This window comes from Arthrobacter sp. ZGTC212, from assembly GCF_002929255.1.
Lineage (GTDB): Bacteria > Actinomycetota > Actinomycetes > Actinomycetales > Micrococcaceae > Arthrobacter_B > Arthrobacter_B sunyaminii.
In genome coordinates, this window is sequence record NZ_PJIJ01000001.1 from 176,045 (window position 1) to 202,713 (window position 26,669).

The window sequence follows — 26,669 nt, forward strand, 5'->3', positions numbered from 1 at the left end:
CCGGGACCGGGCCTGCGGCGGATATCCTTGAAAGATGACTTCCGAGAAATCCCAATCCATGAAACCTGCCACGGCAGCCAAGAAACTGGGCATCTATCTGCCCGCAGCGCCGCAGGAGTTCCAGGACGGGCCCATCTCCCGCGCCCAGTTCGACGAGCTCCAGGCCAATCCGCCGCAGTGGCTCGTTGATCTTCGCCGCAACGGTCCCCATCCCCGTCCCGTGGTGGCCCAGAAACTCAACATCTCCATCAGCGGCCTCACCCGGTCGGGCATCACCGATGCGCTGACCACTGCTGAGATCACCGCACTGCTGGCCGCACCGCCGGCATGGCTGGTCCAGGAAAGGGCGAGCTTCGCGGCTGTCCGCGACGAAGCCAAGCGCGTTAAGGAAGCAGAAGCCAAGAAGGCCAGGAAGGCAGAGCAGGCCGCACAGCAGGCCAACAAACAGGGCTAACTGCCAGCATCCTGGTCCGTGTGCTGCTCCCCCGGCCCGGGGAACAGCACACGGACCAGGACATAAAAAAATCACCCCGGTTTCTTCAACCGGGGTGATTCTGTTTGTGCGCGAGGGGGGATTTGAACCCCCACGCCCTTTCGGACACTGGCACCTGAAGCCAGCGCGTCTGCCGTTCCGCCACTCGCGCAAAAATGGTTTCCCTCGGTAAGTGTGCATTCAGTCTCACGACCTTCTGCGTCTCAATTCCTCGGGAACAGCAGAATCAAGCATACCCACAATTTCCCCAAACACCTAAACGGCCGTCCGGGGACGCCAAGTTCCGCGCCGTGACGCGGATTTTGCGACCCCAGCAGCCGTGGATCCGGACGGGCAGGAGCCCTCCGCCCCAGAGATCCCGGCCGTTTCGCCGCAGGGGAACCGTCGTGAAGCCGTTACGTTGTTTGTTGGGAGAGATGAGTAGTATCGAAGAGGAGCTTTGTATCCTTGGCCTGCCTTGGAGACGCTCCGGATTCAACCGGACAGTCCGGACAGAGGATAGGGAAGGAGGCGAACATGGGCTTACTCGATAACGTTGAACGCGGCATCGAAAAAGTTGTACGAGGTGCCTTCTCCACAGGGTCTTCCGGCCGGGTGGAACCCCTTGAGCTGGCCATCGCCCTGCGGCGCGAACTTGATGAGCGTTCCTTCACCGTGGGGCAGGGACGAACACTGGCACCTAATGTCTTCACTGCCCGCCTGTCCGATGCAGACTTCCAGCGTGCCCAGGAGTGGGGGGCCCCGCTGGCCGAGGAGCTGTGCGATGTGGTCATTAAGCACGCCAGGAGCCAGTCGTACACCCTCCAGGGTCCGGTGCGGGTGTCCTTCACCCGCGATTCATCGCTGAAAGCCGGAGTGCTGGAGGTTGACTCCGCCACAGAAAAGGCGGGCAGCCCTGCACCGCGCCAGCCGGCCCCGCCCGCCCCGCGCCAGACACCCGCCCGCATGCAGCCGGTCCTGGACATCGACGGGCAGCGGTATTCACTCAATGCTCCGTCCGTGGTGCTCGGACGTTCCTCCGAAGCCGATATCCTCGTTGATGACACCGGCGTATCCCGCCGGCATCTTGAAATCCGCACCGAAAACGGTGTTAGCCGCGCCATCGACCTTGGCTCCACAAACGGAAGCTTCGTCAACGGCCAAAAAGTACAAGGGGAAGCAGATCTCACGGATGGTTCAACGATCGCGATGGGCCGCACCCGCATCACCTTCCGCCTCCTTCCTGTTCGGACCGGAGGACGTTAGTGGACGGTAGTTTGGTTTTGACCCTGCTCCGGTACGGGTTCCTGCTCCTGCTGTGGCTCATGGTGATCAGTGTTGTCGGTGCCATCCGGCGTGATTTGGTGGTGGGAAGCCGCAACCGCACCGGCACACCCACTGCCCGGCAGATCCGCAAGAATCCCGAATTGGAGAAGCAGGTCCCCGCCCCGGCAAAACTCCCCGCACGTCAGGTTTTCGTGACGGAAGGTCCCCTGCGCGGCACCACCCTGGAGCTGGCCTCAAGCCCCATTCTTCTGGGCCGCGCGCAGGAAGCAACGCTCGTGCTCGAAGACGACTATGCCTCAGGCCGGCACGCCCGCCTGTTCCCCCAGGGCAGCCGCTGGTTTATTGAAGACCTTGGCTCCACCAACGGCACCTTCCTGGGCGGCAGCCAGCTCACGCGCGCCCTGCCGGTGGAACCCGGGGTTCCTATCCGCATCGGTAAGACGGTCCTTGAGTTGAGGCCCTAACCGTGGCTCTGGTCCTCAAATACGCAGCACGGTCCGATGTGGGCATGGTTCGCCTGAAGAATGACGATTCCGCCTATGTCGGCCGCTATCTTGCCGTTGTTGCCGACGGCATGGGCGGCCATGCCGGCGGCAACGTCGCTTCCGCTTCCACCGTCCTGGATCTGGTGCACCTGGACCGCGGAGCGCACGACGACGAACCCCTCACCGTGCTCGCAGACGAGATTCAGGCGGCGAATTCGCTGCTCTCGGAACTGGTGACCACCAGCCCGCAGCTGTCCGGCATGGGAACAACGGTGACCGCACTCCTGCTCAACGGGAACAGGTTTGCCTTCGCCCACATCGGCGATTCACGCGCCTACCGCCTCAAAGACGGTGTTTTTGAGCAGATCAGCATTGACCATACTTTTGTCCAGCGGCTGATCGACGAGGGCCGGCTCCGACCCGAAGAAGCCGAAGTCCACCCCCACAAGAATGTCCTGATGCGCGTTCTGGGCGACGTGGATGCCAGTCCCGAACTTGATCTGGCCACCTTTGAAGTGGAGCCGGGCGAAAAATGGCTCCTGTGCTCCGACGGGCTGACCGCAGTCCTGAGGGACTCCGACATAGAGAACGTCCTGCGGGGCACCAGCGACCTCCAGCGCTGCGTCGACACCCTGGTTGAGCTCACCCTCTCCGGAGGCTCACCTGACAACGTGACGGTTGCCGTCCTGGAAATCGAAGAAGTTCCGGATGATTCCCCGGCGGCGGCGGATGTGCCCGTCTCCGCACCAGGCGCCGCAGGCACTGAATCGCCCGCTGTTCCCTTGACGGAACGGGATCCGGGAGACTCGGAGGCAGACGACGACGAACCCGCCCGGGCGGAGCTGATCCGCCAGGACCTTTCCTCACGTCCCCACATTCTGGTGGGTGCGGCATCCCTTGCCACCGAGACCGGCCAGATCCCGATTGTCACCAAGCGCTCTGCCGAGCGCCGTGCAGCCCGTCTGCTGACCCACAAGGCGCCCCCCGGGTCAGAGCCGGCCGCCCCTGAGCAACCCGAAGCGGCGCCGAAGCGCCGCTGGATTGTCCCGGCGTTCCTTGCCCTGCTGGCGGTTCTGCTCGCGGCCGTTCTCTGGGTTGGCTACACCTGGACCCAAACCCGCTACTACGTGGGTTCCAGTGACAGTAACGTCGCTATTTACAACGGCGTCTCCCAGTCCCTTGGCCCCATCAAGCTTTCCTCCGTCACAGAGCAGACCGATATCCCCCTGGACAGCCTGCCGGAATACCAGCGCAACCGGGTTGAGGGCACCATTCCCGCCAAGGACCTGCTGCATGCCGAGCAAATTGTTGAAGACCTCCGGGGCACCGCGCGCATCAACAGCTGCGGCCCCTCCGCTCCGGCTACACCGGTGAAGGCCACCGCCAGTCCCGTTCCCAGCCCCACGGCGTCCGCCGGATCCACCGCGGCCGCCCAGTCCGCTGCCGATCCCGACAACTGCGGAGGGCGGAAGTAATGTCTGATGTACTGACAGTGCCCAAACCCCGGCGCAACATCGAGGCCCTACTGCTGCTCCTTGCCCTCCTTGTGGGCGTTGGCGCCAACATGGTGGTTGGCCTGGACCAGGACCGTGCCTTCGACTCGGATTTCTGGACCCAGGGAGCCACCCTCGTGGGACTGGTTCTTGCCTTCCACATAGTCCTGCGGATCCGTGCTAAATATGCCGACCCGGTAATACTTCCGATCGTCACGGCGCTCAACGGAATCGGCCTCGCCATGATCCACCGCCTGGACATCGCGAACAACGAGACCGCCGCTGACCGGCAGCTGCTCTGGAGCGCCGTCGCCGTAGCCGCGGCAATCGCCGTGTTCTTTGTGATCAAGGACCACCGGATCCTTCGCCGGTACACCTATATTTCCCTGATCGTCAGCGCCATCCTCCTGCTCCTGCCTCTGACACCCATCGGACTGGAACTCAACGGCGCCCGCATTTGGATCCAGGTTGGCTCCGGAACATTCCAGCCCGGAGAAATCGCCAAAATCACCCTCGCTATATTCTTTGCCGGGTATCTATCCACCAACCGCGACCTCATCCTGCTGGCCGGCCGAAAGGTAGGCCCGCTGCAGCTGCCCCGGTTCAAGGACCTTGGCCCCATGATCGCGGCCTGGCTCGTCAGCATCGGAGTGCTGGTCCTGCAGCGCGATCTGGGGTCCTCCATCCTGTTCTTCGGCCTTTTCATGGCCATGATCTACGTGGCCACGAGCCGCGTCAGCTGGGTCCTCATCGGTGTTGCCCTGCTCACCGCCGGCGGCCTTGTTGCCATGCAGCTCTTCAGCCACGTCGCACTGCGGATCGACGGCTGGATCAACGCCTTCGACCCGGAGGTTATCGACCGTCCGGGCGGCAGCTGGCAGGTGGTCCAGGGCCTGTTTGGACTGGCCAGCGGCGGACTCGCCGGAACCGGACTGGGACAGGGCCGGCCGGATCTGGTCATCTACGCCAATTCAGACATGATCATCGCCGCCCTGGGCGAAGAACTCGGCCTCATCGGCATCTTCGCCATCGTGCTGCTGTACGTGCTCCTGGTCTCCCGCGGATTCCGTGCAGCCCTGGGCACCCGTGACGGGTTCGGCAAACTGCTGGCCTGCGGATTGTCCTTCACCATCGCGCTGCAGTGCTTCGTGGTGATCGGCGGCGTGACCCGCCTGATCCCGCTGACCGGGCTGACCACGCCGTTCATGTCCGCCGGCGGCTCCTCGCTGCTGGCCAACTGGATCATTGTTGCCCTGCTGCTGCTGATCTCCGAAGCCGCCCGGCGCCCGGCCGCGATGGGCCCGATGCGCGGTCCCATGGTTCCAGCCATGCAGGATGCCGGTGCAGAGCCGGCCCCGAGCAAACGCTCACTGAGGAAAAAGGAGGCAAGCGGCTCATGAATCAAGCCATCCGTAACAGCTGGATCGTGGCCCTGTCCATGTTTGTCCTCATTCTCGGTTCACTAACCTACGTCCAGTTCTTTGCAGCCGAAGAGCTCAACGCGAACCCGAACAACAACCGTACGATCTATAAGAACTTCGGCCAGAACCGCGGCTCAATTCTGGTGGACGGGGCGCCGATCGCGGAATCGGTGCCTTCGGGCGACCAGTTCAACTTCCAGCGCGTGTACTACGAGCCGGAACTGTATTCGCAGCTCACCGGGTACTTCTCCCTGGTCAGCGGCGTCACGCAGCTGGAGCGGGTTATGGACAAGGAACTGACCGGAACCAGTGACCAGCAGTTCTACGACCGCCTGGTGCAGCTCGTTTCCGGAAACCAGCCCCAGGGTGCCTCTGTTGAGCTGACAATCGATCCCGAACTGCAGCGCCTGGCCTATGACCTCATTCCTGAAGGGCAGAAGGGCTCCATCGTCATGATGGAGCCGAAGACCGGGAATATCCTGGCCATGGTTTCCAAGCCCAGCTATGACACCAACCTCCTGGCCGGCCACGACACCAAGGTCGTGGAGCAGAACATGCAGGAGCTGCTCACGGTGGAAGGCTTGTCCCCCTACACCAATGCCGCCACCGAATCGCTGCTGGCACCCGGCTCGGTTTTCAAGCTCGTAGATGCCGCCGCAGCGCTGGAGTCGGGTGACTTCAACGCTGATTCACAGATCGACAATCCCTCGGCCCTTCCCCTTCCAGGCACGAACATTTCCCTGCCGAACTATACGAACGGAAACTGCGGCACCCGCTCCGAGGCCACCATCGGGTTTGCCCTGGAACAGTCCTGCAACACCGTTTTTGCCCAGATTGCCTGGGACCTCGGTGAAGAGGCGATCGTGACCCAGGCGGAGAAGTTCGGCTGGAACACCGCCCTGCACCTCCCCGAGCGCGGTATCGACCGGGTGGTAGCCAGCGGCTTCCCCACGGAACTGGACCAGGCGCAGTTGGCCCAGGCATCGATCGGGCAGTACAGCGTCACGGCCACGCCGCTTCAAATCGCCATGATGTCCGCGGCCATAGCCAACAACGGCGTGCAGATGACCCCCAATCTCATCCGCAACGTCCGGGCCGCCGATCTGTCCATCATCGACGAGCCGGAACCCGAGGTCCTGAACACTTCAGTGAGCCCGGAAACCGCCCGTCAGCTCACCGATTGGATGGTTGGCGTCGTGGACAACGGCACCGCGTCCGCAGCGCAGATTCCCGGCGTGAAGGTGGCCGGCAAAACCGGCACGGCGGAAGTGGAGGGCCGTGGCGATAATGCCTGGTTCACCGGCTTCGCACCCGCTGACAACCCCGAAGTGGTCATTTCCGTCGTCATGGAAGACGTGGAACTGACCACCGGAGCCCAATTGACCACTCCAAGCGCGCAGAAACTCCTAGAGGCGGTGTTGAATAAGTGAGGCCTACATCGGGAATCACCTTAGGCGGCAGATTCCAGCTCACCGACCGTATTGCCATTGGCGGTATGGGTGAAGTCTGGAAGGCACGGGACCTGGTCCTGGGCCGCATTGTTGCCATTAAGATCCTCAAGGAGGAGTACACCGGCGACCCCGGGTTCCTCAACCGGTTCCGGGCCGAGGCGCGCCACACTGCCCTCCTGAACCACGAGGGCATCGCCAATGTCTTTGACTACGGCGAAGAGGAAGGTTCGGCGTACCTGGTCATGGAGCTGGTGCCCGGCCTGCCGCTTTCCTCCATCATCGAACGCGACAAGAGCCTCCCGCCGGACCGCGCCCTCTCCATTATTGGGCAGACCGCCACCGCGCTGGCTGCAGCCCACAAGCAGGGACTGGTCCACCGCGACGTCAAGCCCGGCAACCTGCTGATCCTGCCCGACGGCCGGGTCAAGATCACCGACTTCGGCATTGCCCGCCTCGCCGACCAGGTGCCGCTGACCGCTACCGGCCAGGTGATGGGCACGGCCCAGTACCTGGCACCCGAACAGGCCACCGGGCAGCAGGCCACCGGTTCCAGTGACATCTACGCGCTTGGTGTCATCGGCTACGAGCTGCTGGCCGGAACCCGCCCCTTCTCCGGCGAATCCCAGATCGCCATTGCCCTGGCCCAGGTCAATGACACGCCGCCTCCGCTGCCCGAGAGCATTCCGCTTCCGGTGCGTGCGCTGATCATGTCCATGCTGGCCAAGGATCCGGCGGACCGGCCGTCCGACGCCGAAGCCCTGGCCCGCGCCGTCGCCGCCATCCGCCGCGGAGACATCACTGCTGCCGAAGCTGCCGTGCCCGGCATGCTGCTCTTCGGCGGCGGCGGAGCAACTGCCGTTGACGACGCCGTCACCGCCCCGGTCCCGACAGCCGGCACTTCCGCTACCCGCGTAGTGAACACCACGCCTTCCACGTCAGCTCTTCCCACCGTTGCAGGGGCAGCAGTGGGGGCAGACGACGCCACCGGCGAAGTAGCGGCGTCACGCGACTGGACAGATGAAGAAGTCGACGACGTCGACGACGCTGGCGATGACGGTGGAACCGGTGACGAAGCGCCGGCAAAGCGCCGCAGCCCGTGGACCATTCCGCTCATCGCCCTGCTGGTGCTGCTGGTGGGCGCGGCGGTTGCCGCCGTTGTACTGACGGGAAACAATGATGACGATCCCGCCCCGGCTCCGGCCACCAGTTCAGCGGCTCCCAGCCCCAGCACCACCACCCGGTCCGCTTCGGCCACCCCCACGGAGGAGGACGACGAGGGTATCCCCGTGAACGCAGCCAGCTACATCGGCCGCAGCTATGACGAAGTCCAGGCAGAACTGACCAACCTGGGACTGGCCGTCAGCCGGCTTGACGAGCCGTCTTCGGACTACCCCGAAGGCATTGTTACCGGCGTCAATCCCGTCGGTCCGCTGCCCGCCGGCACCCTGGTAACGGTTACGGTGTCAACCGGACCGGAGGAAGAGGAGGAGTCCACCCCCACGCAGTCGATGACAACCGTGCCCGGCGGTCTGACCGGCCAGACGGCCAACGCTGTCGAACAGCTGATCACCGCTGCCGGCCTGGTACCGGTCAACGGCGGCACCCAGCCGTCCAGCCAGCCGCAGGGAACCGTGCTGGCCGTAAACCCGTCCGAGGGTGCACCCCTGCCGCAGGGTTCCACGGTCACCTACTTCACCTCCGAGGGTCCCGCAGCGGAGACGACTGCTCCGACAAGCGTGCCTGAGCCCACGGCCACCACCGCAGACACTGCCCCGGCGCAGCCCAACACAGCAACTTCGGCCGGGTAAGCGGACATGAGCGCTGAATTCCTTAAAGGACACCCCACACTGAACACAGAACGGGTACTCAACGACCGTTACGAGATCGGCGAGCTCATTGGGCGCGGCGGCATGGCTGACGTGTACCTGGGCCGTGACATCAGGCTGGGCCGTTCCGTTGCCATTAAGGTTCTGCGCCCTGATCTCGCCCGCGATCCGCTTTTCCAGTCCAGGTTCAGGCGTGAGGCCCAGGCCGTCGCAGGACTGAACCACCCCGCCGTCGTCAGCGTCTACGACACCGGTGACCAGGAATCCCCCGGAGCCTCTCCCGAGGATGTGCGCCTGCCCTTCATCGTGATGGAGTATGTCCCGGGCCGCACACTCCGGGAGCTGGTCAAGAGCGGCGAAATCACCACCGAAAAGGCGGTCGATTACGCCCTCGGAGTCCTTTCCGCACTGGAATACAGCCACCGGTCAGGAATCGTGCACCGGGACATCAAACCCGCCAACGTCATGGTGACCTCCGACGGCGGCGTCAAGGTCATGGATTTCGGGATCGCCCGGGCCATGGCTGACTCCGCTGCCACCATGACGCAGACCCAGGCGGTTATCGGCACCGCGCAGTACCTGTCGCCGGAACAGGCCCGCGGAGAAACCGTGGATGCCCGCAGCGACCTGTACTCGGCTGCCTGCCTGCTCTTTGAAATGCTCGCGGGACGTCCGCCTTTCATCGGCGACAGTCCGGTGTCCGTGGCGTACCAGCATGTCCGGGAGGTCCCCCCGGCAGCCAGCAGCTTCAACCCGGAGATACCGGCGGCACTTGATGCCGTACTCAAACGCGGCCTGGCCAAGGACCGTGCTGACCGTTACCAGGACGCCCACGAGTTCCGCGAGGCGCTCCTACGCGCCCGGAGCGGGGCTCCTGCCGCCGATGATCCGTCCCCTGCCACCCATCCGACCGAGGCACTGACAGTGTCCCCCGCCAAACGTCGCGCCGTGGATGTCAGCCCGATTGAGGACGAACCCAGGACCCGGGCCATGGCCCGGGTCCAGTCCGGCGGACCGCTCACCACTGCTCCGGACGAGGCAGGCAACCACGACGGCGATGTGCCGGCGGCACTGGCCATCGGCAACACCGGAGACCGGGATCCGGACCAGAAGGCCCGGCGCCGGGCATGGATCACCACGCTGATCATTGTTCTGATTCTTCTGCTCGGAGCCGGTTCGGTGATGGCCTACAACATGCTCAATCCCAAGGAAACCGCACCGGTAACCAAGCTGATGCCCAACGTTCAGTCCAAGACGCAGACAGATGCCCTGAACATCATCATGGACGCCGGCTTTGGGCCGCCCACCATCGAGCCGCAGTACAGCGACACAGTGAAGGCCGGCCTGGCCATCGGAACCGAGCCCGAGGGCGGTACCGCTGTTCCGGTGGACCGCAAGGTCACCCTGTTCATCTCGCAGGGGCCGTCAACGGTCGTGATTCCGGACCTGGCCGGGAAGACCGAGCCGGAAGCCCGGGATACCCTCCGATCCCTTGGTCTGCAGGGCGGAACCACAAACGAAGCCAACAGTGCCACGGTGGCCGCCGGCAGGGTCCTGTCCACCACTCCCGCCACCGGGGCATCCGTCCCGCCGGGAACCACGGTGGATCTCGTGCTGTCCACCGGTAATGTGACGGTCCCGGATCTGGTGGGGTCCCCGCTGGAGAACGCGCAGATCATCTTGGCGGATCCGACCCTGCAGCTGACCTTCACCGTCAACGAGGTCGAGAGCGCTTTGGTGGAGCCGGGCATCGTGATGGAGCAGAGTATTCCCGCCGGCATGGACGTCGAGCAGGGCGCCACGATCTCCCTGACAGTGGCAAAGGCGCCCGCGGAACCCACCAAGGAGCCTTCGCCGAGCACCACCGCTTCCCCGGATCCTTCGCCGTCCGAACCGGCGAAAAAGAAGAAGGACGACTAACCGGAGGCTCAGCGCGGGGAGTTTTCCCGTGTCGTGGACATCAAAGGGCTGAGGGTAGCGGCATGCTCTGCAGCTCCGGCCAAACCCAGGCTTTCCAGCCAGTTGCCCAGCATCTGGTATCCGCCCTCGGTCAGGACGGATTCGGGGTGGAATTGAACGCCTGACAGGGGAGCCGAGCTATGTTTCAGGCCCATAATAATGCCGCTGTCCGTCCGTGCCGTGACCTCGAGGTCCCCGGGAATGGTGTCGGCGACAGCGGCCAGTGAGTGGTAGCGCGTTGCTGTCACAGGACTGGGCAAACCGCGGAACACATCTGTGCCCTCGTGCCGGACCGAAGACGTCTTGCCGTGCATCAGTTCCGGGGCATGGGTAACGGTGCCCCCGTATGCCTCGGCCAGAGCCTGGTGTCCCAAACAGATGCCCAGCATGGGTTTACTGTTCTCTCCGCACCAGCGGATCAAATCGACGCACACCCCTGCTTCGGCAGGTGCCCCGGGGCCCGGTGATACCAGAACACCGTCGCGGGCGGAGGCCAGTTCGATCGCTTCCGGCAGACTCACGTCGTCGTTGCGCACCACTGTGGTTTCGGCTCCAAGCTGCTGCAGATATCCCACCAGCGTGTAGACAAAGCTGTCGTAGTTGTCGACGACCAGAATGCGGATGGTGCTCATGGGGCTAGGAACCTTCAATCGTGGAATCAGTGAGGGGACTGAGGAAGCTGAATTCGGAGAACCACGGGAAAACCCACGTCATCAGCAGGAGCACCGCACCGGCGATCAGCACGAGGGCGATGAGGATACGGGTCCAGAGGGGACCCGGCAGGCTCCGAAAGATCCAACCGTACATTTAGCCTGCTCCTTGGGCATTATGGGCAACCTGGGGTGCTATCTCTGCCGGGGGACCGGCAGACAGCGGCTGCCACGAGTCCATGACCGCGTACGCAATGATGCGTTCCTCGGCGCCGAACCGGGGATTGCAGCTGGTCATGGTGAGGAACCGTTCGGTGGGCACCGCAGCCGGCTGCGTCGGCACCGGCGCGATCACGTCCACCCGGTCCGGCAGGACAATTTGGTTGTTGCGGTAGACGTAGCTGTAATAGCCGTCCTTGGTCTGAACATAAATTTTATCGCCCGGGACCAGGGTGTGGATGGCGTCAAGTACCTGCCCGTGGGTTTGGCGGTGTCCTGCCACTGCAAAGTTTCCTACTTCTCCGGGCATCGCAGTTGAGGGGTAATGACCCAGCCCCAGCGAATCCAGCACCGCGGTTCCCACTCCGCTTGTCACCGGGCGTGAGTAAGTCTCTCCGAACCGCGGAATGTAAACCACGGCAAAGGTGCGGCCCTCCTCTTCGATGGCAGGAAGGACTGCAGGGTCTCCGTAATCAGGATTGTCCGCTGCCGGCTCCGGCACCGGCTCCACCGGGCCGTCGAACTCCGCGAACAGGTTGCCCACAGCCTGGTCCTGCTTGCGGTTGGCGTCGATGTTGGTCCACCAGAGCTCCCACACCACGTACAGGACCAGGAGCAGCCCCAGAGTAATAAGCAGCTCGCCAAGAATTTGGATAATCCATTGGCCGTGGCTGCGCCCCTGCCGGCGGTTGCGGGCGCCGTGCGACCCCACGGGAGCGTGAGCTTCCCTGCGAGACATGGCCACGGTTCCCCTTTCCAGAAGTAGATGCGGGCCGGCGCAGACGGCGCGCACACGCCGCGCCATTCGCTACGATGATTACAAGGGAAACAGCCAGGTGCGGTGGCGCCCCCAGTCAGGATACAGCCGGGCAGCAGCCCGGTGCGGCAGCACTGCACCCACGGCCCCGCCATGACCGTACCGACCGGCGTCCAAGAGCCGGTTCCGCTAGGAGGATCCGTGCCCGAGTCCAAGTCCCGCAAGAAACCCGCAGCTGCACCGCCCGCCGCCAAGGCCTCGTCAGCTCCGAAGCCGAATCCGGTCTGGTACAAGCCCGTCATGTTTGGCCTGATGATTATTGGCCTGCTGTGGATTATCGTCTTCTACATTTCCCAGGGTGCCTATCCGGTTCCGGCGCTCGGCGGCGGCAATATCCTGGTGGGATTCGGCATTGCCATTGTTGGCTTCCTGATGACCACGCGCTGGCGCTGACCGGCTGCACCAGTACCCTGTCCGCCTCCGCTGCCTTCCGCAGCGGAGGCGTTTTCTTTCTCTGCCTGTGCAGAAACCTTGTACACACTCTGTGCACAGAGTTATCCACAGGTGTGTGTAACTTTTCCCGTACAAGTGGGGAAATCCGCGCAGTCTCGGGGCTGAGAGTTATCCACAACTGTGGAATTACATGTGTGTAACTTCTTTTTGCCTCTGGATAACCTGTTCATAGCCATCCATCGACCCTGTGGATAACTCTGGGTCATCCGTGGAGATCACCACGGACCCGGCCCGCCTGATCCGGTGCGGAGGCGCCGCAGCTCACCTGAAATCAATGCCGCGGGGGCTTAATCGCCGCAGGTTTGCCGTACCGCAGCCCCGGGAATGAGCGGCCGCAGCCGATGGACTCCGCCGAGTTATTAACACTGTGGGTATCCCTGTGGATAACACCAGGCCGGCTGTGGATCACCGAACCGCCGCTGGAAGCGTCAGATAAGACCCTTGGCTGCCGCCAGCACCGCGGAAATAATACATAGGAACACCACGATAGAGGCCAGGCCGCCAAACTGCACGAGGTTCCGGTTCTTCCCCTTGGGCGCGTAGACCAGGAACGCCGCGCAGGCGATACCTGTCAGCAATCCGCCCAGGTGCGCCTGCCACGCAATATTGGGCACAAAGAATCCCAGCGCAAAGTTGACCGCCAGCAGAATCAGCACGCTTCGCACGCTGGCCCGGCGCTGCAGCAGCACCACCAGCAGGGCGCCAAAGAGGCCAAAGATGGCCCCCGATGCACCAACAACCGGCTGGTTGATGGGGCTGAGCAGCAGCACGCCCACCGATCCGCCCAGTGCGGACACCAGATACAGCAGAGCGAAACGCAACCTGCCCAGCGCCGGCTCCAGTCCCTGGCCCAGGAACCAGAGGGCGTAGAGATTGAAGGCTATGTGCAGTATTCCGGAAGGGGAGTGCAGGAACGCTGAGGATAGCATCCGCCAGGGCTCGATTCCGGTGTACAGCGGTGCGTACCAGAGCTCGTAGGTGAACGGCGGGTAGAAGAACTGGATGGCGAAGAAGATGCCGCAGATGACCATCAGGGTGATGGTGACCACCGGCTTTCCAGTGGAGACCTTTCCGCCGTAGGGGGTGCGGTAGGCAGGTGACTGGCGCCGGCTTTCCGAAAAGCAGTCCGCACACTGGATGCCCACCGGCGCCGTGTGCTGGCACTCAGGACAGGCCGGACGGCCGCAGCGCTGGCAGCGGATGTAGCTGATCCGATCCGGATGACGCGGACAGACCGGCACCTGTGAGGCAGGTGTTTCAGCAGGCACTCCATACGACATTTGCGTTTACTCCCAGAGAGAAATGAGGCCAGATGAACGAAAGGCCCCGGCCGAAATTTCCGACCGGGGCATCCGTGAACTGGTTAGAGCTGTTCGACGGTGATGCTGTTGATGACAACGTCTTCGGCCGGCTTGTCGCGCATATCGGTGGCGACGGCGTTGAGCTGGTCGACCAGGGCGCGTGATTCGTCGTCGGCTACCTCGCCGAAGATGGTGTGCTTGCCCTGGAGCCAGGTGGTCGGGACCGAAGTGATGAAGAACTGTGAACCGTTGGTTCCGCGGCCCATCTGGATTCCGGCGTTTGCCATGGCCAGCTTGTACGGGGTGGAGAAGTCCAGATCCGGGTTGATCTCGTCATCGAACTGGTAGCCCGGTCCGCCGGTGCCGCGGCCCAGAGGATCGCCGCCCTGGATCATGAAGTCCTTGATGATGCGGTGGAAGATGGTGCCGTCATACAGCGGGCGGCTGGTCTTCTCACCCGTCGCCGGGTCGGTCCACTCGATTTCACCGGTGGCCAGGCCAACAAAGTTTTTGACGGTCTTGGGCGCATGGTTGCCGAAGAGGTTCACCTTGATGTCGCCCATGGACGTGTGGATGGTCGCAATTGCGGTAGGAATAGCAGTCATATGCAACATTCTTCCACGGCAGGGCAGCAGACGGGCAGAATTTCGCCGGTTCAGCGCACAGTGAAAAGTCCGCCCCGCCCAGCCCGTCAATAGCACACAGTTGCCAAGTCAACGTAGGGTAAGGAATGAACCGACACTATCCCGGGAGGTAGTTTTGAAGAAGAAGGACCGCATGGCCCGTGACTTTGAATCCAATGTCACTGCAGGCGTAGAAACAGCACGTGACTGGGCAACGCCCAAGGTTGAGGCCGCTCGTGACTGGGCAATGCCCCGCATCGAAAAGGGTATCGAGACCGCTTCGCCCAAAATCCAGGAAGGCATCAAGCGCGCCGGCGACGGCGTTGCTGCCGGGGTAGCAACGGTCACGCCGCGCATCCAGGATGGTCTGCAGAAGGTGGGTCCGAAGATCAGCCACGCAGTGGACGAGGCAACCCCCCGTATCCAGCACACCCTCGACCGTGCAACTCCGGTCATCACCGGAGCCCGTGACAAGGTTGTGGATGATTACATCCCCACCCTGTCCAACCGCATCGGCGATGCATCGGCAACGGTCACGCGTTCCCTCGGTACCGCGTCCGTGCCCGTGCAGACAGCCGTGGCGAAGGTTACCGGCAACAAGAAGGCCTTGAAGAAGGCCCAGAAGGCTGCCGCCCGCGCTGCGAAGGAAGCCCGCAAGAACCAGAAGGGCGGCGGCAAGGGCTGGCTGATCTTCGGCATCATTGCAGCGGCAGTTGCAGCCGGAGTTGCAGCATGGCGTGCGTCGCGTCCGGTGGAGGACCCCTGGAAGACCCCGGCCCCCGCCAAGCCGGAGACCATTAAGGTTCCCGAGCCCAAGCCTGCTTCCACCGAACCCGCAGCCCCCAAGGCCGCCGCAGCTGCCACCGCGCCTGCTCCGGTTGCTGCCAAGCCCGAGGACTCCGCGTCCAAGGCTGCTGCCAACGGCAAGGAATCCGTGCAGGAAACCAAGGAAACCGTGGCCAGCATCAAGGAAGCAGCCGAACGCGCAGCTGCCCGCAGCGGCGAGAAGGCCGCCGAAGCAGGCAAGCACAGCAAGGAAGCAGCAGCCAAGGCATCCGACGCTGTGAAGACCTCCGGCGCACACGCTGACAAGCCGGCCGAAAAGACTGCCGAGTAAGCAGGCCTGGCACCGCAGTACGCTTAACCTTCAAGAGGGCTCCCGCTCAGCGGGGGCCCTCTTTTGCGTGCAGCCCCATTAGCGGGAGATCCTCCCTGCTAGTTCTCGACATCTCCGCCCAGTGCGGGGGGTGCCGGCGGCAGAGCGCCCGTGCGGGCAGCTTTGCGCCCCTGGCCCGTGACCACCACGGCGAGGCCCGCGAGGATGAGCGCCAGGCCCCCGTAGGTCCCGGCCGGCAGTTGTTCTCCCAGGAACACAGCGGCAAGAATGGCTGCTCCGGGGATTTCCAGCAGAATGATCATGGAAACGACCAGCGGCGAGATGACGGCCAGCAGATGGTTGAAGACGCTGTGCCCCAGGATCTGGGCCACCAGGGTCACGGCCAGGATCCCGAGCCAGGCCTCGGGCGTGAAAGTCACCACGGGCTGCCCGAAGACGGCGCACAGGAGGAGCAGGATCAGCGAGCACAGGCCGTAGCAGAGGGAGGTGTAGGTTCCGGTGCTCATGGTGGCCCGGGCTTTGCCTCCGGCGATGGTGTACAGGCCTGCCAGGGCTCCGCCGGCGACGGCCAGCAGATCCCCTAGGGCTGCTTCACGGGAAAGCGTGAGGTCAAAGCCGGTAATGACAACGACGCCGGCCAGCGCCGCTCCCAGCCCGGCGAGCACGCGTGGTGCAACGTGGATGCCCCGGCACAGGTTGAAGAGGGCTATCCAGCCCGCTTGAAGGCAGACCAGCGCTGTTGCTGCTGCAACGGAGGTCAGTTTGAGGGAGGTGATGAAGCAGGCGAAGTGCAGAGCGAGTGCGAGCGAGGCGATGAAGGTCCACTTGGCCTCGGTCCGGGAGAGCCGGGTAAATCCGCCGGGATTGCGCAGTGCCGTGGGAACTCCCATGATCACCGCGCCCAGGGCGTTGCGCCAGAAGGCAATGGCCAGAGCCGGCGCAGCCGTTGCCGCCATGATGGGGCCGGAGGCTGATACACCCAGGACGCCGATCACGGCGAGTAAAACGATCACCAGAGCAACAATAGATGACCGCAGGCACTGCGTGATGAAGCCGGGTGTTAAAGCAGAAAGTCCCGGCCAGCCGGCCGGGACTTTCTTTCGGTGGAGGCACGGGGACTCGAACCCCGAACCCCCTGCTTGCAAAGCAGGTGCGCTACCAATTGCGCCATGCCCCCGAATGTGAACTCATCCAGTGTATCCCACCCTGACGTGCGGTGGAACCGAAATCATTCTTTTGTGGAAATTTAGTCAACCTTGTCGGTTGATGCCTTCCATACGGATTTCTCCGCAGCAGATTCCTGCCATTTTTTTGCGGCAAAGATTCCTGCGACCGCCGCTGCAGCTAGTGCCAGCAACTTCTTCACAGTGCCTCCTTGCCTTGTGGTTCACCACCAAGAGGTGATGTTCCGTGGGCGCACCAGGACTTGAACCTGGGACCTCTTCGTTATCAGCGAAGCGCTCTAACCGCCTGAGCTATGCGCCCCGATACCTTCTCGGGCCGAGATAAAACTTTACCCCACCTCTGCCCGGAACCCAAATCCGGTTCGGTTTTCCTGCGGTCCCGGAGTTTTTTCTCTCCGGCACCGCAGGAAAACAGAAAATACAACGGGCTTTTTAGTCGTCTGTCAGGGTGACGCCGATGCCGCCCACAAGGGTGGAGGCAATGTTGTACAGCACTGAAGCAAGCATGGACAGCGCGGTCAGCAGCAGGACGTTGACGACGGCGATGATGGTGGCGAAGGAGACCACCTGTCCCAGCGAGGCAAACTCCCGCAGGTCGAATCCGCCGGATTCGCTCCCGGCGATCTCGCCGAGCAGCGAGTTGACCCGGTCAAAGATGCCGGTCAGGTCCAGCACGGTCCAGATCACAATCGCGGCCACCACGGTTACGACGCCGAGGGCCACCGACAGCAGGAAAGCCATCTTCAGGACCGACCACGGGTCGATCTTGCTCACGAGCAGACGGGCTTTGCGGGCCTTGGCCTTGGGGGCCGGCTTTACCAGCGGCTGCCGGTTCGCCGGAGCGCTCTGACCACCTCCGGGACGCTGGGCGGGGCGCGCGGGTGTCTTTACCCGGGGTCCTGTGCCCGAAGCCGACCTGGGATTTGAGTTGGTCGAGCTCACTCGTTACCTCCATCTTCTGCTGACTGTGCATCCTGCTCAGCCGTTTTGTCTGTAGCCAACGGTACTTCATCCACACCGGTGCCTACAGACTCTGCAACCGTCCCCGTGGCTCCGTCAGCGGCATCGGGAGCGCCCTCACCGGCGTCGTCGTCCGTCTCTTCAATTCCCAGATCACGCTCGGAGTTCCGGGCCACCGCGATGATGCGGTCATTCTTGTCCGGCTTGGCGAAAATGACGCCCATGGTGTCGCGGCCCTTCGCCGGAACCCCGGCAACGGAGGAGCGGACAACCTTGCCACCCTGCATGACCACCAGGACTTCATCTTCTTCCTGCACGATCATGGCGCCCACCAGATGCCCGCGGTCCTCGGCGTACTTGGCAACCTTGATGCCCAGACCGCCGCGGCCCTGAACCCGGTATTCATCCACAGCGGTCCGCTTGGCGTATCCGCCTTCGGTCACAATGAACACATAAGAGTCCTCGGTGACAACGTCAGCTGCCAGCAGTTCGTCATCCTCGCGGAACTTCATGCCGGTGACGCCCGAGGTGGCCCGGCCCATGGGGCGAAGGGCATCGTCAGTGGCGGTGAAGCGCAGTGACTGGCCCTTGCGGGACACCAGCATCAGGTCATCGGTTTCGGAGACCAGCTGGGCGGAAACGAGTTCGTCGCCGTCGCGCAGGTTGATGGCAATGACGCCGGCGGAACGGTTGGTGTCGTAGTCCTCCAGCCGGGTTTTCTTCACCAGTCCGCGCTTGGTCGCGAGGACCAGGTATGGGGCGGCGTCGTAGCCGGGCAGGTCAAGGACCTGGGCAATGTGCTCATCCGGCTGGAAGGCCAGCAGGTTGGCCACGTGCTGGCCCTTGGCGTCACGGCCGGCTTCCGCCAGTTCGTAGGCCTTGGCCCGGTACACGCGGCCCAGGTTGGTGAAGAACAGCAGCCAGTGGTGCGTGGTGGTGACGAAGAAGTGCTCGACGACGTCGTCGCCGCGCAGCTGTGCGCCCTTGATGCCCTTGCCGCCGCGGGCCTGCTGGCGGTAGTTGTCGCTGCGGGTCCGCTTGACGTATCCGCCGCGGGTGATGGTGACCACCATTTCCTCTTCGGGAATGAGGTCTTCCATGCTCATGTCGCCGTCATAGCCCATCACGATGTGGGTGCGGCGGTCATCGCCGTACTTCTCCGCGATTTCGTGCAGTTCTTCGCTGACGATCTGCCGCTGGCGCGCGTCCGATGCCAGGATGGCGTTGTACTCGGCGATTTCGGTCTGCAGCTTGGCGTGCTGGTCCTGGATCTTCTGGCGTTCCAGGGCGGCCAGGCGGCGCAGCTGCATGTCCAGGATGGCCTGGGCCTGCAGTTCGTCGATGTCCAGCAGGCCCATGAGGCCGTTGCGGGCCTCTTCGACCGTGGTGGAGCGGCGGATCAGGGCAATGACATCGTCCAGGGCATCCAGGGCCTTGAGCAGGCCGATGAGGATGTGTGCCACTTCTTCGGCCTTGCGCAGCCGGTAGCGGGTGCGGCGGACAATAACTTCCAACTGGTGGGTAACCCAATGGCGGATGAACGCGTCAAGGCTCAGGGTGCGGGGCACTCCGTCCACGATCGCCAGCATGTTCGCGCCGAAGTTTTCCTGCAGCTGTGTGTGCTTGTACAGGTTGTTCAGGACCACCTTGGCCACGGCGTCGCGCTTGAGCACGATCACCAGGCGCTGGCCGGTGCGGCCGGAGGTTTCATCGCGCATGTCGGCGATGCCGGAGACCTTACCGTCCTTGACCAGTTCGGCGATCTTGATGGCGAGGTTGTCCGGGTTGGCCTGGTAGGGGAGTTCGGTCACCACCAGGCAGGTGCGGCCCTGGAGTTCCTCGACGTTGACGACGGCGCGCATGGTGATGGAGCCGCGGCCGGTCCGGTAGGCGTCTTCGATTCCCTTGTGGCCCAGGATCTGAGCGCCGGTGGGGAAGTCCGGGCCCTTGATCCGCCGGATCAGTTCCTCGAGCAGGACGTCATTGGGGGCGTCCGGGTTTTCCAGGTACCACTGGACGCCGTCGGCTACTTCGCGCAGGTTGTGCGGGGGAATGTTGGTGGCCATACCCACCGCGATGCCGGAGGAACCGTTGACCAGAAGGTTCGGGAACCGTGCCGGCAGGATGGTGGGTTCCTGGTTGCGGCCATCGTAGTTGTCCATGAAATCGACGGTTTCCTCGTCGATGTCACGGACCATTTCCATGGCGAGGGGTGCCATCTTGGTTTCGGTGTACCGCGGGGCGGCTGCGCCGTCGTTGCCGGGGGAGCCGAAGTTGCCCTGTCCCAGAGCCAGCGGGTAGCGCATGGTCCAGTCCTGGATCAGGCGGACCAGGGCATCGTAGATGGCCGAGTCGCCATGCGGGTGGTACTGGCCCATGACTTCACCCACCACGCGGGCGCACTTGTTGAACGAGCGCTCGGGGCGGTAGCCGCCGTCGAACATCGCGTACAGCACTCGGCGGTGCACGGGCTTCAGGCCGTCGCGCACATCCGGCAGGGCACGCCCGACGATGACCGCCATGGCGTAGTCCAGGTAGGACCGCTGCATTTCAGTCTGCAGATCGATCTGTTCAACCCGGTCTGAGAGGGTCTCTTCACTCATTGGTTGTTCCGTTCTTCAAAAACTCTGTAAATCCGCGGGCGCAGGGGAATCTCGTTCCTAGATGTCCAGGAAGCGCACATCCTTGGCGTTCTGCTGGATGAAGTTGCGGCGGGATTCAACGTCCTCGCCCATCAGGACGGAGAAGATCTGGTCCACGGCAGCGGCATCATCCATGGTGACCTGCAGCAGCGTGCGGTGGTCGGGATCCATGGTGGTGTCCCAGAGCTCGGTGTAGTCCATCTCACCCAGGCCCTTGTAGCGCTGGATACCGTTGTCCTTGGGCAGGCGCTGGTTGTTGGCCAGGCCGCGGGCCACCACTTCGTCGCGTTCACGGTCGCTGTAAACGTAGTCGTGGGCATGGTTGGACCACTTGATGCGGTACAGCGGCGGCTGCGCCAGGTACACGAAACCGCTCTCGATGAGCGGGCGCATGTAGCGGAAGAGCAGCGTCAGCAGCAGCGTGGTGATGTGCTGGCCGTCAACGTCGGCATCGGCCATCAGCACGATCTTGTGGTAGCGGGCCTTCTCGACGTCGAAATCCTCGCCGATGCCCGCGCCGAAGGCGGTAATCATGGACTGGACTTCGGCGTTTCCCAGCGCGCGGTCCAGACGGGCGCGTTCCACGTTGAGGATCTTGCCGCGCAGCGGGAGGATGGCCTGGGTTTCGGGGTTGCGGCCGCGGACGGCGGAACCGCCTGCGGAGTCACCCTCCACAATGTAGATTTCCGACTTGGACGGGTCCTTGGAGGAGCAGTCCTTGAGTTTGCCGGGCATTCCGCCCGATTCCAGCAGGCCCTTGCGGCGGGTGGACTCGCGGGCCTTGCGGGCTGCCAGGCGCGCCTGGGAGGCCTGGATGGACTTGCGGATCACGTCACGGGCGGGGCCGGGGTTGCGCTCCAGCCAGTCCCCGAGCTGGTCGGTGACCACGCGCTGCACGAAACCCTTGACCTCGGAGTTTCCCAGCTTCGTCTTGGTCTGGCCTTCGAACTGCGGCTCGGCCAGCTTCACGGAAATGACCGCGGTCAGGCCTTCGCGGATGTCATCACCGGTGAGGTTGTCATCCTTTTCCTTGATGATGTTCTTCTCACGGGCATACCGGTTGATCAGGGACGTCATGGCGGCACGGAAACCCTCTTCGTGGGTGCCGCCTTCATGCGTGTTGATCGTGTTGGCGTAGGTATGGACGCTCTCCGAGTAGGCGGTGGTCCACTGCAGGGCCATTTCCACGGCCATTTTCTTGTCACTGTCTTCGGTTTCAAAGGCAATGACGTCGTCGTGGACGGCTTCGTACTTCTTGGACGTGTTCAGGTACTTGACGTAATCAAGGAGCCCGTCCTTGTACATGTAATCGACCACGCGGTGCTTGGGACCGGTCTCGGTTCCGTCCTCAGACGGTGCTTCGGCGATTTCCTCGGCGTCTTCTTCGACGGTCCGCTCATCGGTGAGGACAATCCGCAGTCCCTTGTTCAGGAACGCCATCTGCTGGAACCGCGCCCGCAGGGTCTCGAAGTCGAACTCCGTGGTTTCAAAGATGGAGGGGTCGGGATAGAACGTCTGGATGGTGCCGGTCTCGTCGGTGGCCTCGCCCTTGCGAAGGCCTCCCACCGGATGACCGCCGTCGGCGAAGCTCTGGTGCCAGACAAATCCCTGGCGCCGAATCTCGGTTTCCACTCGGGCCGAGAGGGCGTTGACCACGGAAATGCCCACACCGTGCAGACCGCCGGAGACCGCGTACCCGCCGCCGCCAAACTTTCCGCCGGCGTGCAGGATGGTCATGACCACCTGGACGGTGGGCATGTTTTCGGTGGGGTGCATGTCCACGGGGATACCGCGGCCGTTGTCGCTGACCCGTACACCGCCGTCGGCCTGGAGCGTCACGTCAATGCGGTCGCAGTACCCGGCCAGGGCTTCGTCAACGGAGTTGTCCACCACTTCGTACACCAGGTGGTGCAGCCCGCGGGGCCCGGTGGAACCGATATACATGCCCGGACGTTTCCGGACGGCTTCCAGCCCTTCCAGCACGGTGATTTCGTTGGCGCCATACTCGTGCGGAGCAGGTGCGTCAGCCTCGCTGTGGTGCTCTGGCGTTACGTCAGCGTTGTCCATCTCATTGTCGTTAGCCACAGGTGCTGTCGACTCCTCAGTGTGTTGGTCAAATTAGAACGCCTCCCCCAGGGCAGGCGTCTCAACTACCAATTCTACCGTGTCGCGGGGGTCAATACCGGCCAAAACACCCCCTAAGCGGCCACCAAAGCATGTTTTGAGACGATTCCAGCCCCTTCTCCAAGTCCGGATATGACTGCAGGGGTTCCCGAGCCGCTGAACGGCGTCAGGCAACTCCCGGGGATCCGGTTGAGAGACGCGCCGGTTACCCGTAAGTGTCGCGCGGGCCGCGGCCCTTGACGCTGCGCAGGCCCTTGCGCCAGTTCGGCGCGGCCGGGCCGATGACTTCAATTTTGGTCACTACGCCGGGACCCAGCTCGGCGTCGAACCGGCTGATCAGCGAGCTGCGCAGCAGCCGCAGCTGGGTGGCCCAGGCGGTGGAATCACAGCGGACCTGCACTGTTGTGTCCGAAAAGGACTCGGGTGTGCAGTGCGCACTGACCTCGGGGCCCACGAGTTCCTCCCAGCGGGAAATCACCGATCCCACCGCTACGGGCGAATTCCAGCCGCGTTCGCTGACAAAGCGGTTGAAGACCTTGCCCACCCCCTGGGGGTCCCTGCCGGTGTATTCGCCGGGCACAAACGGCAGGGCGAACCGCTTCTGCCCGGCCTTGCGCCGGCTCGGAGAAATTCGCTGGTTGCCGCGGGACTGGGCGGCCTGGCGCATCCGGTTCAGTTGGGCCTGCGCAGCATCCTGGCGGACCTCCGGCTCCCCGGTTTCCCGGTTTTCATCGGCATCAGAGGGCGGGAACACTAATGCCTCCGGGAACTACGGTGATCTGTTCCCCGGCAAGAGCTTCGGGAATGTCTCCGGCCACCGCAGCGGTAACAAGCACCTGTTCCGCGCCGGCGACGATCCCGGCCAGGCGGCCGCGGCGCTGGACATCCAGTTCCGCAAACACATCGTCGAGGATCAGGATGGGGCCTGCTCCCGGAGTCTCATCATCGCTGAGGAGCAAATAGTAAGTTCCCAGGCGCAGGGCCAGGGCAAACGACCAGGTCTCGCCGTGGGAGGCATAGCCCTTGGCCGGTGCCTGCCCGAGGATCAGCTCCAAATCGTCGCGGTGGGGTCCCACCAGGGAGATGCCGCGTTCCAGTTCCCGGCGCCGGTTGGCGGCAAACGCCGCCAGGAACCGCTCGGCCAGCTCCTGTTCACTGAGCCCGTAGAGTTCCTCCGGGTCTGAATCACCGACGACGGCGCCGTCGTCGTTCACTGCTCCCTGCAGCGTGGAGCGGTACACGGCCCGAGCCGCCTTGCTGCCGTCGGTCAGATCACGGTAGGCGCTCTGCAGGTGAGGCTGCAGGCGCTGCAGAGCGGAGAGCCGGGCCGCCAGCAGGCTGGCACCGGCCACCGCCATGTGCTGGTCCCATACCTCCAGGGTTGCCTCGTGGGACGAGGTGAACCGTCCGGCGGCGCGGGCGGATTTCAGCAGTGCGTTGCGCTGTTTCAAAACGCGCTCATAGTCGCTTCGGGTGGCTGCATGGCGGGGGACCAGGGACACGATCAACTCATCGATGAACCGGCGCCGGCTGGACGGATCTCCCTTGACCAGTGCCAGATCCTCAGGGGCGAACAGTACCGTGCGGCACATGCCCAGGATGTCGCGGGCACGCACGGGGTTGGCGCGGTTGATCCGGGCCCGGTTGGACCGTCCCGGATTGAGTTCCAGTTCAACGCTGGTGCGCTGGCTGCCCCGCACGAGCCGGGCGCGGACGAGGGCCTGGCCGGCGTCAAAAGACACCAGCGGGGCATCACTGCTCACCCGGTGGGAGGAGAGCGACGCCAGATAACCGATCGCTTCGACGATGTTTGTTTTCCCGGTGCCGTTGGGTCCGACAAAAACTGTGACTCCGGGTTTAAGTTCCAGATCAAGCTGCGCATAACTGCGAAAACCAGTCAGGGAGAGGTAATCAATGTACAAACCCGTCCACCTTTTCCTGCCTTCCACCTGCAACTAGTCCTGTACTTCCCACCCTACTGCCGCAGATTACTCCGGGCTTCCAGTCTCATCGACTGCTGCCCGCGGCACGTCGGGATCCTGCCGCCGGGAGGCCACGTCCGGAGGCGTTTCGGGCGGCACGACGTCATCCGTTGACCTGACGCTGTGACCGCCAAACTGGTTTCGCAGCGCAGCCACCATTTTCATGGCCGGTGAATCTTCCTGCCGGGACACAAACCTGGCATACAGGGCGGCCGTGATGACCGGCGCGGGGATGCCGTTGGCCACAGCCTCCTGGACCGTCCACCTGCCTTCGCCGGAATCCTCCGCATAGCCGGCAACGCGGCTTAGTCCCGGATCCTCATCCAGGGCGTTGACCATCAGATCCAGCAGCCACGACCGGATGACGGTGCCGTCCTGCCAGGCCCGCATCACTCCGGGAACATCCGTAATGATGTCTTTGCCTGCCAGCAGTTCGTAGCCCTCGGCATAGGCCTGCATCAGGCCATACTCGATGCCGTTGTGGATCATCTTGGCGTAATGGCCCGCGCCAACGGCGCCGGCATGCACAAAGCTGCGCTCACGCTCGCCCTCCGGCCGCAGAGCGTCCAGAACCGGCATCGCCAGGGCAATGTCCGCCGCTTCGCCGCCGGCCATCAGGCCGTAGCCGTTCTCCCTGCCCCAGACTCCTCCCGAGACGCCGCAGTCCATAAAGCGGATTCCCGTTGCGGCGAGTTTCTCCGCGTTGCGGATATCGGCGTCGTACCGGGAATTGCCCCCGTCTATTACCAGATCACCGGGTGAGAGCACTTCCGCCAGCTCACGAATAACGGCTTCCGTGACCTCCCCTGCCGGCACCATCAGCCACACCACCCGCGGTGAAGGAAGTTCCGAGGCCAGTTCGGTTACTGACATCACGTCGCTGACCACGGGATTCCGGTCAAAGCCGGTAACGTCAATGCCGTTGCGGCGCAGCCGTTCGCGCATGTTGAAACCCATTTTGCCGAGTCCGATGAGGCCTATGTGCATGGCAGGTTCCTCTTCTTTGCGGTCGCGGACGGCTTCCGCGGCGCTGGCCTATTGGTTGGGCAGCCGCACCGGCATCAACAGGTACCGGTAGTCCTCCCGGTCGTCCCCCGTGAGTTCTTCCTGGGCCGAAATAACGGCTGGCTTCGGCGGCGTCGTAAAGGAGAAACGCACGTACTTACTCGGGAAGGCGCCCAGGCCCTCGCTGAGATAGTGCGGATTGAAAGCCACCGTGATGTCGTCGCCGATCAGGGACGCCTCCAGTGCCTCCGAGGCCTGGGCATCCTCGCCGGTGCCTGCATCCAGGGTGACCTGGCCGTCGGTGAAGGCAAGCCGGACCGGAGTATTTCGCTCCGCTACCAGGGACACACGGCGCACGGCTTCGACCAGGGCGCTGGTTTCCACTGTGGCGTGAATGGGTGTGTTGTCCGGGAACAGGGACCGGATCTTGGGGTAGTCGCCGTCGACGAGGAGCGACGTGGTGCGGCGGCCGCCGCTTTCGAAGCCGATCAGTTCGCTGTCATCGGAGAAGGCAATGTTCAGGTCACCGGCGCCGCCGAGGGTTTTTGCCACCTCGTTCAGGGTCTTGGCTTTGACCAGTGCGCTGGTGGAGATGCCGGGAGTGGACGGCTTCCATGACAGTTCCCGCAGGGCCAGACGGTAACGGTCCGTGGCCAGGAAGGTGATGAGATCGTCTTCAATTTCCATCCGCACGCCGGTGAGGATGGGAAGTGTGTCATCCCGGCTGGCAGCAATGATGACCTGGGAGACAGCCTGCGCAAACGCATCACCGTCCACAACACCGCTGACCTCAGGAAGGGCAGGAAGTTCGGGATATTCGGCCACGGGCATAGTGGCGAGGTTGAAGCGGCTGTTGCGGCAGGTCAGGGTCACCTTCGACCCGTCAGTTTCCACCTCGACCGGTGCCGACGGGAGGCTGCGGCAGATTTCGGCGAGCAGCCGGCCCGAGACCAGGATGGTCCCCTCTTCGGCGATATCGGCCGCGATCTGCAGCCTGGCCGAAATCTCGTAGTCGAAGCTTGCGATGCTCAGTGATCCGCTCTCCGCTTTGATCAGCAGGCCCGACAGAACCGGAACCGGGGGACGCGGCGAGAGGGAACGCGCTGTCCATGTAACCGCTTCGGCCAGGACATCCCGCTCAACTCTGAACTTCACTGCAGGGTGCCGCCTTTCACAACGTACTTCTCAGTACAACTGA

24 protein-coding genes and 3 tRNA genes are annotated in these 26,669 nt (G+C 63.5%); 10 read left to right on the forward strand and 17 right to left on the reverse strand.

The window, feature by feature from the left end:
- Positions 1-34 precede the first annotated feature (34 nt).
- Entirely contained in the window at positions 35-454 is a 420-nt protein-coding gene (locus CXQ89_RS00925; RefSeq protein ID WP_104053494.1) for a DUF5997 family protein, read from the forward strand.
- Between the two features lie 107 nt (positions 455-561).
- Here CXQ89_RS00925 and CXQ89_RS00930 read toward each other — a convergent pair.
- Positions 562-644 (reverse strand) — tRNA-Leu (locus CXQ89_RS00930).
- Positions 645-1,009: 365 nt separating this feature from the next.
- On the opposite strand from CXQ89_RS00930, the gene CXQ89_RS00935 reads away from it, so the two are divergent.
- Genes CXQ89_RS00935 through pknB form a run of 7 tightly spaced genes read left to right on the forward strand, consistent with a single transcriptional unit; the run spans position 1,010 to position 10,355 of the window.
- Positions 1,010-1,738, forward strand: coding sequence for a DUF3662 and FHA domain-containing protein (locus tag CXQ89_RS00935; RefSeq protein WP_104053493.1), 729 nt, complete (start codon positions 1,010-1,012; stop codon positions 1,736-1,738).
- Positions 1,739-1,797: 59 nt separating this feature from the next.
- Positions 1,798-2,223: an FHA domain-containing protein gene (locus CXQ89_RS00940; protein WP_104053761.1), complete on the forward strand. Its 426-nt coding sequence runs from the start codon at positions 1,798-1,800 to the stop codon at positions 2,221-2,223.
- Positions 2,224-2,225: 2 nt separating this feature from the next.
- Positions 2,226-3,719 carry a protein phosphatase 2C domain-containing protein gene (locus CXQ89_RS00945; RefSeq protein ID WP_374952964.1) on the forward strand — a complete coding sequence of 498 codons (1,494 nt, stop codon included), beginning with the start codon at positions 2,226-2,228 and terminating at the stop codon, positions 3,717-3,719.
- Complete coding sequence (locus CXQ89_RS00950) at positions 3,719-5,137, forward strand: FtsW/RodA/SpoVE family cell cycle protein (RefSeq protein WP_104159998.1); 1,419 nt, start codon at positions 3,719-3,721, stop codon at positions 5,135-5,137. Before CXQ89_RS00945 ends, CXQ89_RS00950 begins: the two co-directional genes overlap by 1 nt.
- Positions 5,134-6,588: a penicillin-binding protein 2 gene (locus tag CXQ89_RS00955; RefSeq protein WP_104053491.1), complete on the forward strand. Its 1,455-nt coding sequence runs from the start codon at positions 5,134-5,136 to the stop codon at positions 6,586-6,588. The genes CXQ89_RS00950 and CXQ89_RS00955 overlap by 4 nt, the downstream gene beginning before the upstream one ends.
- A complete protein-coding gene (locus CXQ89_RS00960; RefSeq protein ID WP_104159999.1) occupies positions 6,585-8,417 on the forward strand; it encodes a protein kinase in 1,833 nt (610 codons plus the stop codon). The genes CXQ89_RS00955 and CXQ89_RS00960 overlap by 4 nt, the downstream gene beginning before the upstream one ends.
- Positions 8,418-8,423: 6 nt before the next feature.
- Entirely contained in the window at positions 8,424-10,355 is a 1,932-nt protein-coding gene (gene pknB / locus CXQ89_RS00965; protein ID WP_181032188.1) for a Stk1 family PASTA domain-containing Ser/Thr kinase, read from the forward strand.
- A gap of 8 nt (positions 10,356-10,363) precedes the next feature.
- On the opposite strand, the gene CXQ89_RS00970 is transcribed toward pknB, so the two are convergent.
- The 3 genes from CXQ89_RS00970 to CXQ89_RS00975 are packed head-to-tail and all read right to left on the reverse strand — an operon-like array spanning position 10,364 to position 12,002.
- A complete protein-coding gene (locus tag CXQ89_RS00970; protein ID WP_104160000.1) occupies positions 10,364-11,026 on the reverse strand; it encodes an aminodeoxychorismate/anthranilate synthase component II in 663 nt (220 codons plus the stop codon).
- Between the two features lie 4 nt (positions 11,027-11,030).
- Complete coding sequence (locus CXQ89_RS18270) at positions 11,031-11,201, reverse strand: hypothetical protein (protein WP_181032189.1); 171 nt, start codon at positions 11,199-11,201, stop codon at positions 11,031-11,033.
- Positions 11,202-12,002, reverse strand: a complete 801-nt coding sequence (locus CXQ89_RS00975; RefSeq protein ID WP_104160642.1) for a class E sortase — start codon at positions 12,000-12,002, stop codon at positions 11,202-11,204. It lies immediately after the preceding gene.
- A 219-nt stretch (positions 12,003-12,221) separates the two neighbouring features.
- Here CXQ89_RS00975 and CXQ89_RS00980 point away from each other — a divergent pair, with 219 nt between their 5' ends.
- On the forward strand, positions 12,222-12,473 hold the full coding sequence (locus tag CXQ89_RS00980; protein WP_104053487.1) for a cell division protein CrgA: 252 nt from the start codon (positions 12,222-12,224) through the stop codon (positions 12,471-12,473).
- Positions 12,474-12,961: 488 nt separating this feature from the next.
- Here the strand turns inward: CXQ89_RS00980 and CXQ89_RS00985 are convergent, their stop codons facing one another.
- Complete coding sequence (locus CXQ89_RS00985) at positions 12,962-13,678, reverse strand: rhomboid family intramembrane serine protease (protein WP_308471667.1); 717 nt, start codon at positions 13,676-13,678, stop codon at positions 12,962-12,964.
- Between the two features lie 218 nt (positions 13,679-13,896).
- A complete protein-coding gene (locus tag CXQ89_RS00990; protein ID WP_104053485.1) occupies positions 13,897-14,439 on the reverse strand; it encodes a peptidylprolyl isomerase in 543 nt (180 codons plus the stop codon).
- 154 nt (positions 14,440-14,593) lie between these two features.
- Here CXQ89_RS00990 and CXQ89_RS00995 point away from each other — a divergent pair, with 154 nt between their 5' ends.
- On the forward strand, positions 14,594-15,574 hold the full coding sequence (locus CXQ89_RS00995; protein WP_104160002.1) for a hypothetical protein: 981 nt from the start codon (positions 14,594-14,596) through the stop codon (positions 15,572-15,574).
- Between the two features lie 98 nt (positions 15,575-15,672).
- Here the strand turns inward: CXQ89_RS00995 and CXQ89_RS01000 are convergent, their stop codons facing one another.
- From CXQ89_RS01000 to dnaN, 11 genes are all read right to left on the reverse strand, one after another.
- Positions 15,673-16,587, reverse strand: coding sequence for a DMT family transporter (locus CXQ89_RS01000; protein ID WP_104160003.1), 915 nt, complete (start codon positions 16,585-16,587; stop codon positions 15,673-15,675).
- 91 nt (positions 16,588-16,678) lie between these two features.
- Positions 16,679-16,751 (reverse strand) — tRNA-Ala (locus CXQ89_RS01005).
- A gap of 69 nt (positions 16,752-16,820) precedes the next feature.
- On the reverse strand, positions 16,821-16,940 hold the full coding sequence (locus tag CXQ89_RS18545) for a DLW-39 family protein (RefSeq protein ID WP_216202331.1): 120 nt from the start codon (positions 16,938-16,940) through the stop codon (positions 16,821-16,823).
- 45 nt (positions 16,941-16,985) lie between these two features.
- Positions 16,986-17,059 (reverse strand) — tRNA-Ile (locus tag CXQ89_RS01010).
- A gap of 131 nt (positions 17,060-17,190) precedes the next feature.
- The gene (locus tag CXQ89_RS01015; protein WP_104053482.1) at positions 17,191-17,700 is read right to left on the reverse strand and encodes a DUF3566 domain-containing protein; all 510 of its coding nucleotides are present in this window, start codon (positions 17,698-17,700) and stop codon (positions 17,191-17,193) included.
- Positions 17,697-20,321 carry a DNA gyrase subunit A gene (gene gyrA, locus CXQ89_RS01020; protein ID WP_104160004.1) on the reverse strand — a complete coding sequence of 875 codons (2,625 nt, stop codon included), beginning with the start codon at positions 20,319-20,321 and terminating at the stop codon, positions 17,697-17,699. Before gyrA ends, CXQ89_RS01015 begins: the two co-directional genes overlap by 4 nt.
- A 57-nt stretch (positions 20,322-20,378) precedes the next feature.
- Entirely contained in the window at positions 20,379-22,427 is a 2,049-nt protein-coding gene (gene gyrB / locus CXQ89_RS01025) for a DNA topoisomerase (ATP-hydrolyzing) subunit B (RefSeq protein WP_104053480.1), read from the reverse strand.
- 262 nt (positions 22,428-22,689) lie between these two features.
- Entirely contained in the window at positions 22,690-23,238 is a 549-nt protein-coding gene (locus CXQ89_RS01030; RefSeq protein ID WP_258059767.1) for a DUF721 domain-containing protein, read from the reverse strand.
- On the reverse strand, positions 23,222-24,406 hold the full coding sequence (gene recF, locus CXQ89_RS01035) for a DNA replication/repair protein RecF (RefSeq protein ID WP_104053479.1): 1,185 nt from the start codon (positions 24,404-24,406) through the stop codon (positions 23,222-23,224). Before recF ends, CXQ89_RS01030 begins: the two co-directional genes overlap by 17 nt.
- A 66-nt stretch (positions 24,407-24,472) precedes the next feature.
- A complete protein-coding gene (gene gnd, locus CXQ89_RS01040; protein ID WP_104053478.1) occupies positions 24,473-25,453 on the reverse strand; it encodes a phosphogluconate dehydrogenase (NAD(+)-dependent, decarboxylating) in 981 nt (326 codons plus the stop codon).
- Positions 25,454-25,501: 48 nt separating this feature from the next.
- Positions 25,502-26,626 carry a DNA polymerase III subunit beta gene (gene dnaN / locus CXQ89_RS01045; RefSeq protein WP_104053477.1) on the reverse strand — a complete coding sequence of 375 codons (1,125 nt, stop codon included), beginning with the start codon at positions 26,624-26,626 and terminating at the stop codon, positions 25,502-25,504.
- Positions 26,627-26,669: the final 43 nt, after the last annotated feature.

Excerpts from the sequence above, each read along its gene's own strand:
- CXQ89_RS00940 (WP_104053761.1), top strand. The coding sequence starts at position 1,798 with ATGGTGATCAGTGTTGTCGGTGCCATCCGGCGTGATTTGGTGGTGGGA.
- CXQ89_RS00975 (WP_104160642.1), bottom strand. The coding sequence starts at position 12,002 with ATGTCTCGCAGGGAAGCTCACGCTCCCGTGGGGTCGCACGGCGCCCGC.
- gyrA (WP_104160004.1), bottom strand. The coding sequence starts at position 20,321 with ATGAGTGAAGAGACCCTCTCAGACCGGGTTGAACAGATCGATCTGCAG.
- gnd (WP_104053478.1), bottom strand. The coding sequence starts at position 25,453 with ATGCACATAGGCCTCATCGGACTCGGCAAAATGGGTTTCAACATGCGC.
- CXQ89_RS00935 (WP_104053493.1), top strand. The coding sequence starts at position 1,010 with ATGGGCTTACTCGATAACGTTGAACGCGGCATCGAAAAAGTTGTACGA.
- CXQ89_RS00955 (WP_104053491.1), top strand. The coding sequence starts at position 5,134 with ATGAATCAAGCCATCCGTAACAGCTGGATCGTGGCCCTGTCCATGTTT.
- gyrB (WP_104053480.1), bottom strand. The coding sequence starts at position 22,427 with ATGGACAACGCTGACGTAACGCCAGAGCACCACAGCGAGGCTGACGCA.
- pknB (WP_181032188.1), top strand. The coding sequence starts at position 8,424 with ATGAGCGCTGAATTCCTTAAAGGACACCCCACACTGAACACAGAACGG.
- CXQ89_RS00925 (WP_104053494.1), top strand. The coding sequence starts at position 35 with ATGACTTCCGAGAAATCCCAATCCATGAAACCTGCCACGGCAGCCAAG.
- CXQ89_RS00970 (WP_104160000.1), bottom strand. The coding sequence starts at position 11,026 with ATGAGCACCATCCGCATTCTGGTCGTCGACAACTACGACAGCTTTGTC.
- CXQ89_RS00950 (WP_104159998.1), top strand. The coding sequence starts at position 3,719 with ATGTCTGATGTACTGACAGTGCCCAAACCCCGGCGCAACATCGAGGCC.
- CXQ89_RS18270 (WP_181032189.1), bottom strand. The coding sequence starts at position 11,201 with ATGTACGGTTGGATCTTTCGGAGCCTGCCGGGTCCCCTCTGGACCCGT.
- CXQ89_RS00990 (WP_104053485.1), bottom strand. The coding sequence starts at position 14,439 with ATGACTGCTATTCCTACCGCAATTGCGACCATCCACACGTCCATGGGC.